The sequence below is a fragment of the Kitasatospora sp. NPDC043950 genome (assembly GCF_056435345.1).
Genome location: NZ_JBWKER010000001.1, coordinates 282,370 through 299,148, shown reverse-complemented (window position 1 = coordinate 299,148; position 16,779 = coordinate 282,370). Strand labels below are relative to the sequence as shown.

15 protein-coding genes are annotated in these 16,779 nt (G+C 73.8%); 3 read left to right on the top strand and 12 right to left on the bottom strand.

The genetic code is table 11. The annotated features are described in order from the left end of the window. The first annotated feature begins 57 nt into the window (after window positions 1-57). Window positions 58-261, top strand: a complete 204-nt coding sequence (locus AC07BF_RS01210) for an MbtH family protein (RefSeq protein WP_363586612.1) — start codon at window positions 58-60, stop codon at window positions 259-261. Window positions 262-306: 45 nt separating this feature from the next. Beyond that, window positions 307-819, top strand: a complete 513-nt coding sequence (locus tag AC07BF_RS01205; RefSeq protein WP_363586611.1) for a GNAT family N-acetyltransferase — start codon at window positions 307-309, stop codon at window positions 817-819. 73 nt (window positions 820-892) lie between these two features. On the opposite strand, the gene AC07BF_RS01200 is transcribed toward AC07BF_RS01205, so the two are convergent. Further along, complete coding sequence (locus tag AC07BF_RS01200; protein ID WP_478332719.1) at window positions 893-2,398, bottom strand: FAD/NAD(P)-binding protein; 1,506 nt, start codon at window positions 2,396-2,398, stop codon at window positions 893-895. Between the two features lie 358 nt (window positions 2,399-2,756). Here AC07BF_RS01200 and AC07BF_RS01195 point away from each other — a divergent pair, with 358 nt between their 5' ends. Continuing rightward, on the top strand, window positions 2,757-3,410 hold the full coding sequence (locus AC07BF_RS01195; protein ID WP_478332718.1) for an SRPBCC family protein: 654 nt from the start codon (window positions 2,757-2,759) through the stop codon (window positions 3,408-3,410). Window positions 3,411-3,470: 60 nt separating this feature from the next. On the opposite strand, the gene AC07BF_RS01190 is transcribed toward AC07BF_RS01195, so the two are convergent. From AC07BF_RS01190 to AC07BF_RS01140, 11 genes are all read right to left on the bottom strand, one after another. Further along, complete coding sequence (locus tag AC07BF_RS01190; protein WP_478332717.1) at window positions 3,471-5,054, bottom strand: phytoene desaturase family protein; 1,584 nt, start codon at window positions 5,052-5,054, stop codon at window positions 3,471-3,473. 116 nt (window positions 5,055-5,170) lie between these two features. Beyond that, a complete protein-coding gene (locus tag AC07BF_RS01185) occupies window positions 5,171-7,831 on the bottom strand; it encodes a glycoside hydrolase family 31 protein (RefSeq protein ID WP_478332716.1) in 2,661 nt (886 codons plus the stop codon). A gap of 146 nt (window positions 7,832-7,977) precedes the next feature. Beyond that, window positions 7,978-8,769: a carbohydrate ABC transporter permease gene (locus AC07BF_RS01180; protein ID WP_363630614.1), complete on the bottom strand. Its 792-nt coding sequence runs from the start codon at window positions 8,767-8,769 to the stop codon at window positions 7,978-7,980. A gap of 44 nt (window positions 8,770-8,813) precedes the next feature. Continuing rightward, window positions 8,814-9,743, bottom strand: a complete 930-nt coding sequence (locus AC07BF_RS01175; protein ID WP_350883856.1) for a carbohydrate ABC transporter permease — start codon at window positions 9,741-9,743, stop codon at window positions 8,814-8,816. A gap of 43 nt (window positions 9,744-9,786) precedes the next feature. Beyond that, window positions 9,787-11,058, bottom strand: a complete 1,272-nt coding sequence (locus AC07BF_RS01170) for an extracellular solute-binding protein (protein ID WP_363630597.1) — start codon at window positions 11,056-11,058, stop codon at window positions 9,787-9,789. Between the two features lie 217 nt (window positions 11,059-11,275). Continuing rightward, window positions 11,276-12,034, bottom strand: coding sequence for a DeoR/GlpR family DNA-binding transcription regulator (locus tag AC07BF_RS01165; RefSeq protein ID WP_363586604.1), 759 nt, complete (start codon window positions 12,032-12,034; stop codon window positions 11,276-11,278). Between the two features lie 116 nt (window positions 12,035-12,150). Continuing rightward, on the bottom strand, window positions 12,151-13,038 hold the full coding sequence (locus tag AC07BF_RS01160; RefSeq protein ID WP_363586603.1) for an SAM-dependent methyltransferase: 888 nt from the start codon (window positions 13,036-13,038) through the stop codon (window positions 12,151-12,153). Between the two features lie 210 nt (window positions 13,039-13,248). Further along, complete coding sequence (locus tag AC07BF_RS01155) at window positions 13,249-13,782, bottom strand: EF-hand domain-containing protein (RefSeq protein WP_363586602.1); 534 nt, start codon at window positions 13,780-13,782, stop codon at window positions 13,249-13,251. A gap of 156 nt (window positions 13,783-13,938) precedes the next feature. Further along, complete coding sequence (locus tag AC07BF_RS01150; protein WP_478332726.1) at window positions 13,939-14,736, bottom strand: FAD:protein FMN transferase; 798 nt, start codon at window positions 14,734-14,736, stop codon at window positions 13,939-13,941. Window positions 14,737-14,766: 30 nt separating this feature from the next. Then, window positions 14,767-15,315 carry an FMN-binding protein gene (locus AC07BF_RS01145; RefSeq protein ID WP_478332715.1) on the bottom strand — a complete coding sequence of 183 codons (549 nt, stop codon included), beginning with the start codon at window positions 15,313-15,315 and terminating at the stop codon, window positions 14,767-14,769. A gap of 78 nt (window positions 15,316-15,393) precedes the next feature. Then, window positions 15,394-16,749, bottom strand: a complete 1,356-nt coding sequence (locus tag AC07BF_RS01140) for a ferredoxin reductase family protein (protein ID WP_478332714.1) — start codon at window positions 16,747-16,749, stop codon at window positions 15,394-15,396. Window positions 16,750-16,779 lie beyond the last annotated feature (30 nt).

Sequence of the window (16,779 nt, the reverse complement as noted above, 5' to 3'; positions counted from 1 at the left end):
CAAGACCACCACCGCAAGACCACCGCTGGAAACCCGACAACGACGAAGGAGCACGACATGGACGAGAACACCCGCTACCAGGTGCTGCGCAACGACGAGGAGCAGTACTCCCTCTGGCCGGTCGACCTCGACGTGCCCGCCGGCTGGCAGCCCGTCGGCCAGGAGGGCACCGAGGCGGAGTGCACCGCCTACGTCGACGAGGTGTGGACCGACATGCGGCCGCGGAGCCTGCGCGAGCGCATGGAGAGCGCCGGATCCTGACCGGTCGCAGCACTTCCGTCCCACGACAACCCCGAGGAGCTGACCGTGACCCCTTCGCTGCGCACCGAACACCTGGAGTTCATCCCCTACCGGGCCGAGGACGAGGACGCCTTCGTCTCCCTCCTCCGCAACGCTGACGTGTGCAGCTGGATGGGCCAGGACCTGGTGCCCGAGCCGCAGATCCGCGCGCTGTTCCGCGCGATCCTGACCGACGTGTACCCGCAGCGGATCTTCGACGTGTGGGGCCTGTGGCTGGACGGGAGGTACGCGGGCCACGCCGAGGTGAAGAAGACCGGGAACGTCGACGGCCACGAGCTGGTCACCGCCCTCGCCCCGGAGTTCTGGGGCCGGGGCCTGGGCACCGAGGTGGTCCGCGGACTGATCCGTTACGCCGCCGACGAGTTGGGGCTCAAGGAGGTCTACGGCATGGTGGGTGCGGAGAACGCCCCGAGCCTGGCGATGTGTCGACGGCTGGGCTTCCGGCACCTGCGCGACGTCCTCGGGGACGACGGCTCGGTGACGAAGGTGGTGGCGCTCTCGACGACCGGCCAGGCCTGACCGGGCCCGGCCGGGTGCGGCCCGGCCCGCGGCGCGTCCGGTCGCGCCGCGGGCCGCTGACGTGCACGCCCGCTCAGCGGGCCGGTACCGCTCCGTTCGGCGCTCCCGGCCCGCTCGGCGTTCCCGCCGCGCTGCGGCCCAGCAGCAGGGCGAGGTCGTCGGCCTGGCAGCGGATCTCCGGGATGGCGGTTGTCTCCAGCAGGTTGCCGCGCCGCAGCGAGCCCAGCGTCCACAGCGGCGCCGGAGCCCGGCCGCCCGCGGGGAGGAGCCGGCCGTCGGCGGCGGTGTCGAAGCCGCCGCCGACGGGGGCGGGGGAGCCGAGGCCGGTGGTGAGCAGGTCGGTGATCAGCGGGTCGTCGACCCGGGTGAGTTCGGCCTCGGAGCCGGTGCAGTTCAGCACCGCCCCCACCCGCAGCGCGCGGCCGTCGTCCAGCCGGACGTCGATGACCTCGCCGACCTCGCCGGGGCCGTCCGCGGTGGTCTTGGCGTCGGCCACGGTGCCCCGGCCGATGCTGACCAGGCCCGCGTCGACGGCGGTGCGCAGGGCCCTGGCGCTGACCGGCGGGATCCGGTGGCGATGGGTCTCCCAGAGCCGGAGGTCCCGGGCCAGCAGCCGGGCCTGGTCGGCGGGTGAGAGCTGCTGCCACAGGGCGCTGGTGAGGGGGCGGAGGCTGTCGACCCCGGCCCGCCAGTCGCCGTGGACGCGGCGGCAGCGGGCGATCTGGCACAGTACCGCCCGGCGCAGCGCGGGCAGCCCCGCACGGGCGTCGAGCTGCGGGGTGGCCGGGGTGGCCGGGGTGGCCGGGGTGGCCGGGGCGGCGGGCGCGGTGAGCGGGGTGGCGGCGTGCGGTCGGGGGACCAGGCCGTGCCGGGACAGGGCGTGGACGACGCGTCCGGGGCGTTGCAGGCTGAGCGCCATGTCGACCATGGTCAGGCCGGTGCCGACGAGCAGGACGTCGCGGTCCTCGGGGACGGCCGCGAGGGCGCCGGGTGCCCAGGGGTCGGCCAGGAACCGCCCGGAGTCGCGCAGCGCCGGCGGTGCCCAGGCTTGGCCGGGTGCGAAGTTGCCCAGGGCCAGCACCGCCGCGTCGACGTCGAGCGGTGGCCCGTCGTGCAGCCACAGGCGCAGCGGCGGGGTGGTCGCCCGGGGCCGGTGGGTGAGGGCGACGACGCGGTCGGGCACTCGGACCAGGTCGGGGGTGCCGGGGCCGGAGGCAGCCGCTGCCAGGCTCTCGGCGAGGTAGCGGCCGAAGAGGCGCCGGGGGACGAAGTCGTGCTCGCCGCCGCGGTCGCCGAGCCAGCGCACGAAGTGGCCGGGGTCGTCCCGGTGGGCGCTCATCCGGCCGGCCGGGACGTTCAGCAGGTGGTGCGGCGCGTCGGTACCGAACGCCAGCCCCGGGCCTGCGGGCCCGGGGTCGATGAGCCAGATCCGGGCCGGTGCGGGTCTCCCGGCGGCCGCGTGGTGGAGCAGGCGCAGCGCCGTGAGGGTGCCGGCGGCGCCTGCGCCCACCACGGCGATCTCGTGCGGGGTCCTGCTCTGGTTCACGGCGGCCGCGTCGGACGCAGCGGGAGACGTCATGCGGCCAACATCGAGCCGATCGCGCCGCCGCGTCCAACGACGGTTCATAGGCCCCTCGCCAAGCAGGACTTATGGCCCGGTGGCGCGGTGGTGCGTCGACCTGGGGCAGGGCGAAGGTCGCGTAGGGTCCCAGGTTCGACACGTTCCGTCCCATAAGGAGAGTTTGGGGCGCTCGGCCGCCCGTCGCCCGGCCTCTGGTTAGAGGGTGTCACGAAAGCTGTTGACCTCTTACGGGGATTCGCGTTATAACTTCTAACGAACGCGCAAACATCTATCGCGTGCGGGGCTGCCGCAGCCTCGCCCGCAGCCCGACAGGCAACGCCCGCCCACCAACTGACACTCGATCAAGGGGAATCCCATGTCCGGCACCCGCAGCACCGGCGTCCGCGCCGCCCTGTTCGCCGTCCCGCTCGTCGTCAGCCTCCTCGGCACCGCGGCCGCGCCCGCCGGGGCCGCCACCTCGCGCCCCGGTCCGTCCCTGACCTGCCGCGGCCAGGGCGTCGATCCCCGGGCCCAGGTCCGCTACCGGACCGAGACGGTGATCCACGCGCCGCTGCGCACCATCTGGAAGCTCCAGACCGACGTGGAGCGCTGGCCGTCCTGGCAGGGCCCCGTCGCGAGCGCGGAGCGCCTCGACCACGGCCGCCTGCGCCCGGGTTCGGCGTTCCGGTGGACGACCCCGCTCCCGCCCAACCCCGCGACCACCGCCACCAGCCTGGACATCACCTCGACCGTCCAGCAGCTCAAGCGGGAGTCCTGCATCCGCTGGACGGGCCCCGCCGTCGCCGAAGGGCTGCACATCGACGGCGTCCACGTGTGGAACTTCACCGAGGTCAAGGGCGGCGTCCGGGTGAGCACCGAGGAGACCCACACCGGGCCCCAGGTCGACGCGGACGTTCCCACCGCGACCGCGATCCTGCGCCAGGGCCTCGACGGGTGGCTGCACGACCTGAAGACCACCGCCGAGGCCATCGCCGGGGCCATCGCCGGGGCCGACGCCGACCGGAGCTGACCGGCGCCGGGGCCGACGCCGACCGGAGCTGACCGGCGCCGGGGCCGACGCCGACCGGGCCTAACCGGACAGGGCTTCGAGGGCGGCCCGGGCGGCGTTGTGGCCGGGGATGCCGCTGACTCCGCCGCCGCGGACGGCGCCCGCGCCGCACAGCAGGACGTTCGGGTGGGCCGTCGCCACGCCCCAGCGGGCGGCGGGGCCGTCCACGGGCCCGGTCGCGAACGGGAAGGAGAGGTCCCGGTGGAAGATGTGGCCGCCGGGCAGGCCGATCTCCCGTTCCAGGTCGAGCGGGGTCCTGGCCTCCACACAGGGCCGGCCGGTGGCGTCCGGCGCGAGGCAGTCGGCGATCGGTTCGGCCAGCACCTCGTCCAGTTGGGCCAGACTGGCCGCCAGGGCGCGCTCCTTGGCGGCCGGGTCGGTGAACAGCCGTGCGGGCATGTGCAGGCCGAACAGGGTCAGCGTCTGGAGGCCCTGGCGGACGGCTTCGGGGCCCAGGATGGTGGGGTCGGTGAGGGTGTGGCAGTAGATCTCCGACGGGGGCGCGGAGGGCATCCGGCCGGCCGCCGCCTCGGCGTAGGCGGTCTCCAACTGCCGGTAGCCCTCGGCGATGTGGAAGGTGCCCGCGAAGGCCTCCCGGGGGTCCGCGCCGGTGTCCCGGAGCCGCGGCAGCCGGCGCAGCACCAGGTTGACCTTCAGCTGGGCGCCCTCGGGCGCCGGCCCGGGTTCCTCGCCGAGGAGGCGGGCCAGGGTGGCCGGGGCGGCGTTGACCAGCACCCGGCGGCCCGCCGCCGTGGCCTCGCCGTTTTGGTGACGGTACGTCACCTCGGCGTCGCCGTGGCCGTCGGTGGCGATGGCGGTGACCTCGCACCCGGTGCGGATCTCCGCGCCGGCGGCCAGGGCCGCCTCGGCCAGCGCGTCCGTCACCGCGCCCATGCCGCCGACCGGGACGTCCCAGTCGCCCGTCCCGTTGCCGATCACGTGGTAGAGGAAGCAGCGGTTCTGCCGGAGCGAGGGGTCGTGGGCGTGGGTGAAGGTACCGATCAGCGCGTCCGTCAGGGCGATCCCGCGGACAAGGTCGTCGCTGAAGGTCCGTTCGATCGTCTCGCCCAGCGGCCGTTCGAACAGGGCGGTCCAGGCGGTGTCGTCGGCGATCCGCCGGCGCAGTTCGGCGCGTGCGGGCAGCGGCTCGGTGAGGGTCGGGAAGACCCGTCGGGCGACCTGTCCGGTCATGCCGTAGAAGCGCTGCCAGGCCTCCCACTCCCGGTCGGTTCCGGTGAGCGCCCGGAACGCCTCCCCTGTCCGGCCGGGGTCGGCGGCGTCCACCAGCAGGCCGGTGGGCTTCCCGTCCCGGACGGTGGGCGTGTACGAGGCGATCCGGCGGCGCCGCAGGTCGAGCCGCAGGCCCAGTTCCTGGACGATCTTCCGCGGCAGCAGGCTGACCAGGTAGGAGTAGCGCGACAGCCGGGCGTCCACGCCGGGGAACGCCCGGGCGGAGACGGCGGCCCCGCCGACCCGGGGCAGCCGTTCGAGCAGCAGGACCCGGCGTCCGGCCCGGGCGAGGTAGGCGGCGGCCACCAGCCCGTTGTGGCCGCCGCCGACGATCACGGCGTCGTACCGGGCGGGGGTGGACGGGTTCGCGTTCACCCCCGCCACGCTACGGGACGGGGGCGGGCCGGGGAATGCCCCGGACACAGCGGCCCCGGAACGCCGCAGCGCCCCCTCGCGGCGGTTCGCGAGGGGGCCCTGCGGCGTCCGGCCGGTCAGTGGCCGCCGTGGATCAGTTCGACGGAGAAGCCGTGGTCGGTGGCGACGGCGGGCGTCCTGACCTGGGTGACCCCGGTCGCGGCGTCGTAGTACCAGCCCGAGGCGGCCGAGTCGAGCGCCGCCGCGGAGTCCAGCCGGGGCAGCGGTCCGCCCTGCGTGACGACCAGGCGCGGGGCGGGCTTGCCGTGCACGGTGAAGCGGTACCCCCGCTCGGCCGGCTTGCCGGTGTAACTCCCCACGCTGGCACCGACCTTGACGACGGTGACCGGCCCGTGGGCGCGGACGTCCACCCGCTGGGTGGCCGAGGCGCCGGCGGCGAAGCCGCGGGTGACGCCGTCGTCCTCGTACAGGGTGTAGGAGGAGTCGCCCTGCAGGTAGAGGTCGTAGTCGAGCCGGGTGCGGTCCCGGTTCTCCCAGGACAGCGTGCCCTCGGGCCACATCGGCACGATCGAGCCGCCCTTGACGAACAGCGGCAGGGTGTCCAGCGGCGCGGAGTACCCGTTGACCGTGGTGGGGCCCTGGTAGGTGCGCCCGGTCCAGTAGTCGGTCCAGGTGCCCTTGGGCAGGTAGATGCCGTCGCGCACCGAGGTGTCCGAGTAGACCGGCGCGACGAGGAAGTCCGGCCCGGCCAGGAACTCGTACTTGGCGTTCGGGCCGAGGGCCGCCGGGTCGTCCGGGTACTCCAGGGCGAGCGGACGCACCGCGCCGACGCCCGTCCTGGTGGCCTCCGCCGACAGCGTGTACATGTACGGCAGCAGCCGCTCCTTCAGCTGGAGGTACTTGCGGTTGATCGAGGTGTAGGGCTCGCCGTCCAGCCAGGGCTGCTGGTCGCGCTGCTCCTTGCCGGCCATGTCCCTGGCCCAGCCGTCCATGGTCATGATGGCCGGGAGGAAGGACTTCCACTGGAGGTCGCGGGTGTACATCTTCGGGTCGCGGCGGTAGATGGAGCCGACGTCGCCGGTGTTGTAGGCGATGCCGGACATGGTGGCGCCGGCGTAGGTGGGGATCTGCCAGCGGATGTAGTCCCAGGACAGGCTCTGGTCGCCGCTCCACAGGACGCCGCAGCGCTGGGCGCCGGCCCAGGAGACGGGCAGCCAGACGAAGCCGCGGGCGTCGCTGCCGTCCTCGATGCCGGCCTTGGCCTGGTCGCAGGCGTTCAGCGCGAAGTCGTAGCCGTTGCCGACCCAGGCGACGTCGAGCTTGCGCACCAGGGCGCCGGCCTTGACCTCGGCGGCCTGGTCGGGCAGGCCGTTCTGGGTCCAGAGTCCGAGCTGGGCGTGGTCCTTGCGCAGGCCCTCGCCGGTCTGGGCGAGGTTCTCGTAGCCGCAGCCGTAGCCGTCGTTGACGAGCATCCAGCCGAGCGGCATCTGGTTCCGCACGTAGCCGTCGGCGACCTTGAGCGCGTCGGTGGTGTGGCGTTCGCCGCGGTTGGCGTTGTGCAGGTAGCAGTCGGAGTCGCCGGGCTCCAGGCCGTAGACGGGCGGCATGAAGGGCTTGCCGACCAGGGTGGTGTACTTGCCGATCACCGACTTGACGTCACCGGTGAAGTAGTAGGCGTCCAGGCGCCGTTCCTGCTGTCCGGTGCGCACGGGCGAGCCGAAGTCGTAGCTGCCCGGGGCGAAGGTGTTGCGGAAGACGCCGTAGCCGGCGGTGGAGATGTAGAACGGCTGCGAGTTGTTGTAGCCGCCCTCGTTCCAGTTGGTGCTGTTGGCGACGTGGACGGTCTTGTCCCGGTGGGAGAAGGAGCCGTTCTGCTCGCCGCCGCCGAAGAACTGCTCGTCGGCGCCGCGGACCAGGCTCTGCCGCAGCCCGCTGGTGGACCAGCGCAGCGGGGCGTCCTCCTGCCAGACGGCGGTGCGGTTGTCGGCCTTGTACAGGCCGAACCTCAGGGGGTGCTTGTAGACCCGCAGCACCTGGTCCTTGGAGCGGATGCCGTAGTAGTCGCCGGCGTCGAACGACGAGGTGCCGCGCTGGAGTTCGGGCTGCTTGCGGATGATCGTGCTGCCGGCCGGGTCGGTGAGCACGCCGTCCGGGGCGGCGCGCAGCCGCAACTGGTCGTCGGCGAGGAAGTCGACCTTGGCCTTGAGGGTGCCGGCGGCGATGTCGTAGCTGCCCTGGCCGCCGGAGAAGGAGGTGAGGTCTCCCGCGTCGGCGGTCTGCGGCAGGTAGGCGCGGCCGGTGAAGGAGCCGCCGTGCACGTCGTAGGGGACGACCAGGACGTGGTACGTGCCCGAGGCCTTCGGGATGACGGTCGCCTCGGGGTTGGCGGTGCCCGCGCTCTCGGCGACCTCCTTGCCGTTGGCGTCGTAGACGTAGAGGTCGAAGTCGTCGGTGGGGTTCTGCCACTGGATCGAGAGCGGGACGCCGCCCTCGGGGTTGTCGTCCCAGTAGCCGGCGGGCGCGTCGACGGTCAGGTCGAAGCGGCCGCAGACCGTGCCGTCCGGGTCCTGGGCGGCGGACGGGCAGGAGGCGGCGCCGCCGAGGGTGCCCTTGGCGTACGTGGGGCTCTGCCAGGTGGTGCTCTGGTGGCCGCCGTCGAGGACGGCGGAGCCGGGGGTGGCGGCGCGGGCCGGCAGGGCGGGCCCGGCCACGGCGGCGATGCTGGTGAGGGCCACGGTGAGGGCGGCCCGGCGGAGGCGAGGTCGTACCAAGCGCACGGTGTGTTCTCCCGTCGGATGAGCAAGAGATGTTCACTTACTGCGCGAAGCTGCTTGAACATGGGGGAATACAAGCAACATTCACAGTTGTGGCCGGTCCATGTCAATGGCGGGGTCACCGTTCCCGACACCCCGGACGGCCGGGGCTACTTGACCGATCCGGCGGTCAGCCCGGAGACCACGTGGCGCTCGATGACGGCGAACAGCACCACGACCGGCACGATCGCGACCACCGATCCGGCGAACAGGTAGTTCCACTCCACGGTGTAGTTGCCGATGAACCCGTTGATGCCGACGGTCAGCGGCTGGCTCTCCGGGGCCGTCGACAGGGTCAGGCCCATCACGAACTCGTTCCAGGCGGAGATGAAGGTGAAGATCACCGCGGTGACCACGCCGGGCATGGCCAGCGGCAGCACCACCCGGCGCAGCGCCCCGAGCCGGCCGAGGCCGTCGAGCAGCGCGGCCTCCTCCAACTCGACCGGGATCGAGCCGATGTAGGCGGTGAGGATCCAGACGGCGAAGGCCAGGTTGAAGGCGGCGTTGCAGAGGATCAGCGTCCAGACCGAGTTGAGCATGTCCAGCTGGTAGAACTCGCGGTAGAGGCCCACCAGCAGCGAGGTCGGCTGGAACATCTGGGTGACCAGGACGAGCAGCAGGAAGAGCTTGCGGCCCCGGTACCTGAACCGCGCGGTGCAGTACGCGGCGGGCAGCGCGACCAGCAGCGCGAGCACGGTGGAGCCCCCGGCGACCAGCAGGGTGACCTTGAGATTGGCGCCGAGCGTCGACTCGCGCCAGACGTCGACGAAGTTGGACCAGGCGGGGTGGCGCGGCAGGTAGCCCGCGTCGCGCAGTTCGTCGGCGGGGCGCAGCGCGGTGACGGCCATCTCCAGGTACGGGAGCAGGAAGACCGCCGCCAGCAGCCAGGCCGCCGCCGCCATGACCAGGGCGCGCGGGCGGATCCGGTGCGCGGGCGGGCGGGCCGTCAACGCTCCTCCCCGTTCCAGCGGCCGACCTTGAGGAAGACCAGCACCATCAGCACCACCAGGGCGAAGTTGACCACCGACATGGCCGCGGACTCGCCGATGTCGGTGTTCTTCAGCTGGTACATGAACACCGTGCTGGTGGCCGTGGCGCTGCCCGGGCCGCCCTGGGTCATGCCCCAGATGACGGGGAAGGAGTTGAAGACGTTGATCAGGTTGATCACGAGGCCGACCAGGAAGGCCGGGCGCAGCAGCGGCAGGGTGATCCTCCGGTAGGCCTGCCAGGGGGAGGCGCCGTCCACCCGGGCCGCCTCGTACAGCTCGCCGGGGACGGTCTGCAGGCCGGCGAGCAGGGTGTAGGTGGTGAACGGCAGCGAGACGAAGACGGCGACGAGGACCATCCAGGGCCAGGCGGTCGACGGGTCGCCGAGCCAGTCCCGGGGGCCGTCGACCAGGCCGAGGTCGGTCAGCGCGGTGTTGAGCACGCCGGCCGTCCGGTCGAGCATCCACCGGAAGCCGATGGCGGTCATCAGGACGGACGCCGCCCAGGGGGCGATCAGGGCCCAGCGGGCGAACCGGCGCCCGGGGAAGCGCTGGTTGAACAGCTGGGCCAGGCCGAGCGAGAGCGCCATCGTCAGGCCGACGACGGCCACCGTCCAGACCACCGTCGAGAGCAGCACCCGGCCGAGGTCGGCCTCGCCGAAGAGCTTGCGGTACTTGTCCAGCCCGGCGGAGCCGCGGACGAACCCGCTGGTGCTGATGCGCAGGAACGAGGTGCGGACCATCTCGTAGACGGGCCACAGGACGACGGCCAGGATCAGCAGGACGGCCGGGGCGATCCACGGCAGCGGTCCGAGCCGACCGGGGCCGGAGCCCGTCCGGGCGGGCCGGCCGGGCCCGGGGGCTCGGGGGGTGGGGGAGTCGAGGGACACGGCGGTGCCTTTCGGACGGGGCGCGGGCCGGGGCGGGCGTGTCCTACTTGTTAGCGACGGCGTCCCGGGCCTTCTTCTGCAGGTCGCCGAGCACCTTGGCCGGGTCCCCGGCGACGGCGGTGCCGATGCTCTTCTTGAGCTCGGCCGAGACCGCGTCCCAGGTGGTGTTGCCGAGCGGGTAGAAGACGGCGTTCGGCAGGAGGGCGAAGAACGGTTCGAGGTCCTTGTGCTTGCCGCTGGCGGTCATCTCGCGCAGGGTGCTCTGGGTGACCGGCATCAGGTTGTAGGTCTCGTCGAAGGCGAGCGTGTTGTCCTTGGAGTACGCGAAGTCGAGGAACTTCCTGATCTGGTCGCGGTGGCCGTTCTTCTTGAAGGCCATCGTCCAGTCCGCGACGCCGAGGGTGGAGGCGAGCGGGCCGGTCCTGCCGGGGATGGGCGCGACGCCGTAGTCGACCTTGCCGTCCTTGGCCATCTGGATCAGCGAGGGGTGGCCGTTGGCCATGGCGGCCTTGCCCGCGGCGAAGTCGGCGAAGGCGGTCTTGCGGTCGGTGGTGGCCGGGTTGGCGTAGGTCAGGCCGGGGTCGACGAGGTTGGCCTTGAGCCAGCGGAAGGTGTCGACGTCGGCCTGGCTGTCGATGGCGTACGTGCCGTCCTTGGCGGTGGGGCCGCCGCCGTTGCCGAGCTCCCAGATCATGCTCTCGCCCTGGGCCTCCTCCGGGCCGAGCGGCAGCGCGTACGGGGTGACCCCGGGCGCCTTGGCCTTGATCAGTTCGGCGTCCTTGCGCACTTCGTCCCAGGTGGCGGGCGGCTGGGTGATGCCGGCCTGCTGGAAGACGGCCTTGTTGTAGAAGAGGGCGCGGGCGGAGGAGACGAACGGGATGCCGTACTGCACGCCGTCGACCCGGCCGGCCTCGGCGAAGCTCGGGATCAGGTCGGCCCGGGTGTCGGCGGACAGGACGTCCTCGGCCTTGTAGAGGAGGTCGTCGGCGACCTTGTCGGCGTAGCCCCCGGTCTGCAGGACGTCGGGGACGTTGCCGCTCTGGATCATCGTCTTGACCTGCTTGTCGATGTCGTTCCAGTTCATCACCTGGACGTCGACCTTGATGCCGGGGTTGGCCGCGGTGAACGCGGTGGCGACGCCGTTCCAGTAGGCCTTGGAGCTGTTGGACTCCTTCTCGCCGTAGTCGGCGGCGACGAGTTTGAGCGTCACGGCGCCGTTCGGGGAGGACCCGCCGCCACTGCTGCCGCCGCACGCCGTGAGGGCGAGCGCGCCGACGGCACAGACCGCCCAGAGGGTACGTACACGTGTGTTCACCGCAGTTACCGCCTTCGTACGCCGCTTGATCCTAGTTGCTTGAAGAGCGCTGGTTCTGAGCAGATTCGAAAGAGCGTGGCGTCGGGCAGTATTCACGAGGCGGACCGGCGGGGTCGAGGTGTCGCCCGGATGTCGTTATCGGACCGTTGCATGACAACTGGCGGTGCGACAGAGAGCCCGGCCGGTTCTCCCCGGCCGGGCACCCCGCGTGAACAGGTCAGACGCGCGCGACCCGCACCCCGCAGGCGGCGATCGCCTTCTCCTGCGCCGCGGTGGCCTCGTCGTCGGTGACGAGGTCGTGCACCTCGGCGAGCGGGCAGATCTTGGCGAAGGTCACCCGGCCGATCTTGGTGCTGTCCGCCAAAACCACCGACCGCGCGCTGGCGTGCAGGAACGCGCGGTCGGTCTGGGCCTCCATCTCGTCGTGCGTCGTGCAGCCGTCCTGCGCGGTCAGGCCGTCCACCCCGATGAACGCGAGGTCCAGGTGGTACTGGGCGAGCATCCGGTCGGCGGCCGGCCCCACCAGCTCGTAACTCGTGGTCCGGGCCAGGCCGCCGACCACCACCAGGCGGACCTCCGGCCGGACGATGAGGTCCGCCGCGATGTTGACCGCGTTGGTCACGATGGTGATCCCGCCGCGCTCGGCCAGCACCCGGGCCAGCTCGCTCGTCGTCGTGCCGCCCGTCAGGCCCACCACGGCGCCGTCCGGCACCAGCCGGTCGGCCGCCAGCGCGATCCGCCGCTTCTCCGCCTGCCGCGTCCCGTGCTTGTGGCGCAGCGGCAGTTCGAGGTTGACGGCACCGGTGACCGCCCCGCCACGGGTGCGGTGCAGCAGGCCCTGGTCGTGCAGTTCCTGGAGGTCCCGGCGGACGGTGGCCGGTGACACCTGGAGGAGGCCGGCCAGCTCGTGCACATCGGCGCTGCCCGCCTCGGTGATGTGGGTGAGGATCCGGGCGGTACGGTCGGCTTTGAGCATGGCCGAAGTCTAGGGCGTGTCCGTTGGATCACGCCGGGCCCGTACGGCGGCGGCCTGTGCGCAGAACCGAACACCGGGCGGGCCGGAGCCGGCCGGGGCAGCCCGGAGCGGGGGCGTCACCGGGTGGCGAAGACCCAGCGGTTGGCGGCGAAGGCGTCGTGGGGTTCGGGCCGGGGGCCGCGGCCGTAGTGGCGGGTGAAGTCGAACGGGCTGTGGACGGTGGTGGACCAGCCGCGCTCGGTGAGATCGGCGGTGGTGTCGGGGCGGGGCCCGGCGTCGAACAGGGCGAGCAGGTCGACGCCGAGTCGCTCGCGAGCGGTCGTGTAGACGGGGTTCTCTCGGACCGCCGCGGACTCCGGTCCGAGCTTGGCCTCGTACGCCAAGGTGCTTCCTGCGGCGCCGAGTCGGTCGACGGCAGCCGCGAGCCGCTGTTCGGCGGCGGCGGGCAGGTAGGGCAGCAGGCCCTCGGCGAGCCAGGCGGTCGGCTCGGCGGGCTGGAAGCCGGCCGCGGTGAGGGCGTCGGCCCAGTCGCCGCGCAGGTCGGCGGCCACCGGTACGCGGCGCGCCGCCGGCCGGGCGTCGACCCGGTCGAGGACGCGCTGCTTGAACGCGAGGACCCCGGGCCGGTCGACCTCGAAGACGGCGAGGTCGGCGGGCCAGTCGAGCCGGAAGGCCCGGGTGTCCAGGCCGGCGCCGAGCAGGACCACCTGGCGGACGCCCAGGTGGGCGGACCACAGCAGCTGGTCGTCCAACGCCCTCGTCCGCAGGGCGAGGTAGCGGCCGAGCCGCCCCCAGAGCGGATCGGCCTCGCCGTCCGGGACGTCCCGGGGGTGCACCGGCCAGTGCGCGGAAGACCGGGCGGCGCGCACGAAGTGCTCGGCGTGGGCGTCCCGGGCGAGGGCGTCGGGGCGGTGGGTCTCGATCGCGCGGGCGGCGGCGACCATCAGGGCGGTCGGTCCGACGCCCTCGTCGACGCCGGCACGGGGGCGGGCGGCGGTGGCCATGATCCCTCCTGGTGTTCGGACTTCGGGAAGCCGCGGCCAGGTCCTGTCCGGCAGGATCGGCCGGACAGGACCTGGCCGGCGGACCGGTCGTGGGTGGTGGCGCGGGCGGCCGTGGGCCCGGTGCGCGAAGCGCGGGACGGCGCCGCCGGGCAGGTGCGGGGCGGCGGCGCCGTCGCTCAGCCGATCCGGGGCGGGCGCGCCCCGGGGAGATCAGGCGGCCGGTTGGCCCACCAGCAGGTCGCCGGGGATGCCGGCCTTGTCCGGGGCGTAGTAGTCGCGGATCCCGGCGGCCCAGACGGCCACCGTGATGCGGTCCTCGGGGGTGGGGCCGAAGGCGTCGAAGAGGGCGTGGATGTTGGCGTGCTCGAAGCCGATCGCGGTCATCAGCGCCACGAACAGCGGGCGCTCGATCAGACCGTCGCCGTCCGGGTCGCCGAGCGCGGCCAGGGCGTCGGCGAACTCGCCGGCGGCGGGGCCGAAGCGCTCAGGCGAGAGGACGAAGCCGCCGAACTCCTCGCGGCTGATCACGCCGTCGCCGTTGGTGTCCAACTCGCTGACCAGGGTGGTCCAGTAGCGCCGGAAGGCGGCGCGGATCGCGGCCTTCGCGGCCTCGTCCGAATCGGCGGCGGCCGCGACCACGCGGGCCGTCATCAGGTTGAAGTCGTCGACCTCGACGACGCCGTTGCGGTTGGCGTCGAACAGGGAGAAGACGAGGTCGATCCGCCGGGTGGCCTCGGTGGGCATGTGTCGCTACCTCTTTCCGTGGGTTCACGCGTGTCCGCGGGTCCACGCGTTCCGGTGGGACCGGATGGTGTGCGTCCGATCGGTCTCCCCACTATCGGCCACCCGGTCCGGGGCGGATGAGTCATGATCGAGTTCTTCACCTGATGGAGTGAACTATCAGCGTTCGAAAGCCAGTTGGCGCGCAAACGGCCCTGCTGGGGCCGCCGGGGCGGCCGGCCGCCAGTCGGCGGGGCCGGTGGGCGGGAGGTGCCGGGGCAGGCCGGGCGTCCAGCGCTTCGTCCCGTCGGGCAGGACGGCGAGGGCCTCGACGCCGGGCTGCCGGGCGGCCCAGACGAGCGCGCGGTCGGGGCCCATCGCGAAGGCGGCGGTGGCCCAGGCGTCGGTGCGGGCGATCCCGGTGCCGGGGGCGCCGACCAGGGTCAGCGAGGCCAGGCCGAGCGCCGGCCGGCCGGTGTGCGGATCGAGGATGTGCGCGCCGCGCTCGGCGGTGCCGGAGGTGGCCACCGCGAGGCCGTCGCCGCCCAGGACGGCGGCCAGCGCGCCCGGCCGCAGCGGGTGGGCGACCCCGATCCGCCACGGCCCGCCGGCGGTCTGCACGTCCCCGCCGCCACTGACGCAGTACTGCCGGGCCCCGGCGGCGCGCAGCAGCCCGGCCGCCTCCTCGACCGCCCACCCCTTGACCCAGCCGCTCGGGTCGAGCCGGCCGCCGGGCCGCTCGGTGAAGAAGCCGTCGGTCTGCGCGGCGACCTCGCGGCAGGCGGCCAGGACGGCGCGGACCTGCGGATCGCAGTCGGCGAGGGCGAGTTCGCCCCGGTCGAGGCGGCTGATGTCGCTGTCCGGCCGGTAGGGCGAGAACACCGCGTCGATCCGGTGCAGCCGGTCGGCGATCCGGCGGAGCGCGGCGGGCGTGGCCGGGCCGGGATCGCGGACGGCGATCGAGAAGACGGTGCCCATGACGGGTTCGGCGTGGCGGAGCACCGTGCCTCACCGCCCGGCGCGGTCGAGCGCGCTCTGCAGGGAGCGGACGTAGCCGTCGCTGGTGAAGGTCGCGCCGCTGACCACGTCGATCCCGGCGCTCTGCGCGGCGATCGCCTCCTGGTTGAGCAGGGGCAGCGCGGAACTGTTGATCTCGCGGTCCCGGCGGTCCTCGGTGGGGTACTTGACGACGTCGACGGCGGTGATCCGGCTGCCGGCGAGGGTGACCTCGACCTGGACGGGACCGTAGCGGGTGTTCACGGCGTCGCCGGCGACCTTCCGGGTGCCGCCGGTGCCGCCGGTGCCGCCAGTGCCACCGGTGCCGCCAGAGCCACCGGCGGCCGGCGCGGTGGGGGAGCCCGACGGCCCGGCGGTGGCGTCGGAGGCCCCGGCGGCGGTACCGGACGAACCGGTGCCGGACGGGCCCGCGGTACCGGACGAGCCCGTGCCGCCGGAGCTGATCACCGGCGCGGGCCCGGTGGCCCCGTGCGGTTTGAGGGAGAGCAGCAGGACGACTCCGGCCGCGGTGGCGGCACTGGTGACGACGGCTCGGCGCATGGGCGGGGCTCCTCGGGGTGTGGCGGAGGTGGCGTGGTGAGACGGGCTCGGCAGGTCCGGCGGGCTCGGCGATCGGGCTCAGAAGTCGAAGGACTCCCGGTGGATGCGCCCCGCCCGCACCCCGGCGGCCCGCAGCGAACGGACGGCCTCCTCGGCCAGCGCGTCCGGCCCGCACAGGTAGACCTCGTGCTCGGCGAGGTCGGGGACGAGCCGGGCGAGCGCGCGGCCGAGGTCGCCGATCCGCGCCCGCGGGCCGACCAGTTCGTGCACCGCGGCGCCCCGCCGCCGGGCCACCTCCGCCAGCTCCGCCCGGAACAGCACGTCCTCCGGGCGTCCGGCCCGCTGGACCAGGGTCAGTTCGCCCGGCAGCGTCTCGAACAGCGCCCGCAGCGGGGTGATCCCCACCCCAGCCCCGAGCAGCAGCACCCGGCGCCGCCGTTGCAGCCGCCCCGTGAACGCCCCGTACGGGCCCTCGGCGCGCACCGGGGTGCCCGGGCGCAGCGCGGCCACCGCGGCGCTGTGCCCGCCGAGGTCCTTGACGGTGAAGCGCAGGAAGTCCGGGCGCGGCGGCGCGGACAGCGAGTACGGGTTGGCGGCCCACCGCAGGCCGGGAGTCTGGAACTGGAGGCGGAAGAACTGGCCCGGCTCGGCCCGGAGTTCGTCCAGCCGCCGACCGGTCAGGAACAGCGACACCACGCCCGGCCCCTCCAGGCGGACCTCCGCCACCCGCAGCCGGTGCCGGCGGTCGAGCCGCCAGGGCCGGGCCAGCCGGTACCAGCCCAGCAGGGCGGCGGTGCCGAGGTAGAGCGCGTACCAGGCGGCGCGGGCCGGGCCGTCGCCGAGGTCGGCGCCGGTGGCCAGCTGGTGGCCGAAGGCGAGCGCCACCGCGAGGTAGGTGGCCAGGTGCAGGTAGTACCAGGCCTCGTACGGGAGGCGGTGCCGGGCGGCCCGGGCGGAGACGGCGCCGGTGCCCAGCATCAGCAGGGTGCCCAGCGCGGCCTTGAGCATCTCGGAGTAGTGGAGGACGATCTCCACGCCCTCGCCGAACAGGCCGCGCCCGTCCGTCAGCGCGTACCCCCAGACGACCGACAGCACGTGCACCGTCACCACGGCGACCAGCCAGCGCCCGCCGAACGCGTGCCAGCGGGCCAGCCGGTCGGCGCCGACCCCGCGCTCCACCGGCGGCAGCCGGGCCATCAGCAGGAGCAGCACCGGCGCCGCGTACCCGGCGAGCAGGCCGGTGATCCGGCCCGCCCCGGTCAGCCAGCCGGCCGCGCCGGCGACCGCCGGGGTGTCGGACCACCACAGCGCGAGGACGCCGAGCGCCCCGGCGGCGATCAGGCCCAGCACCGCGTCCGGCCGGGCGGCGGCCGGGCGGCGCGGGGCCGCCCGGCGGGTGCGGGCGGCGGGTCTCGGCGGGGCGGCGGTGGCCATCGGGGATCCTCCTTCGGGCCCGGCGGGCGA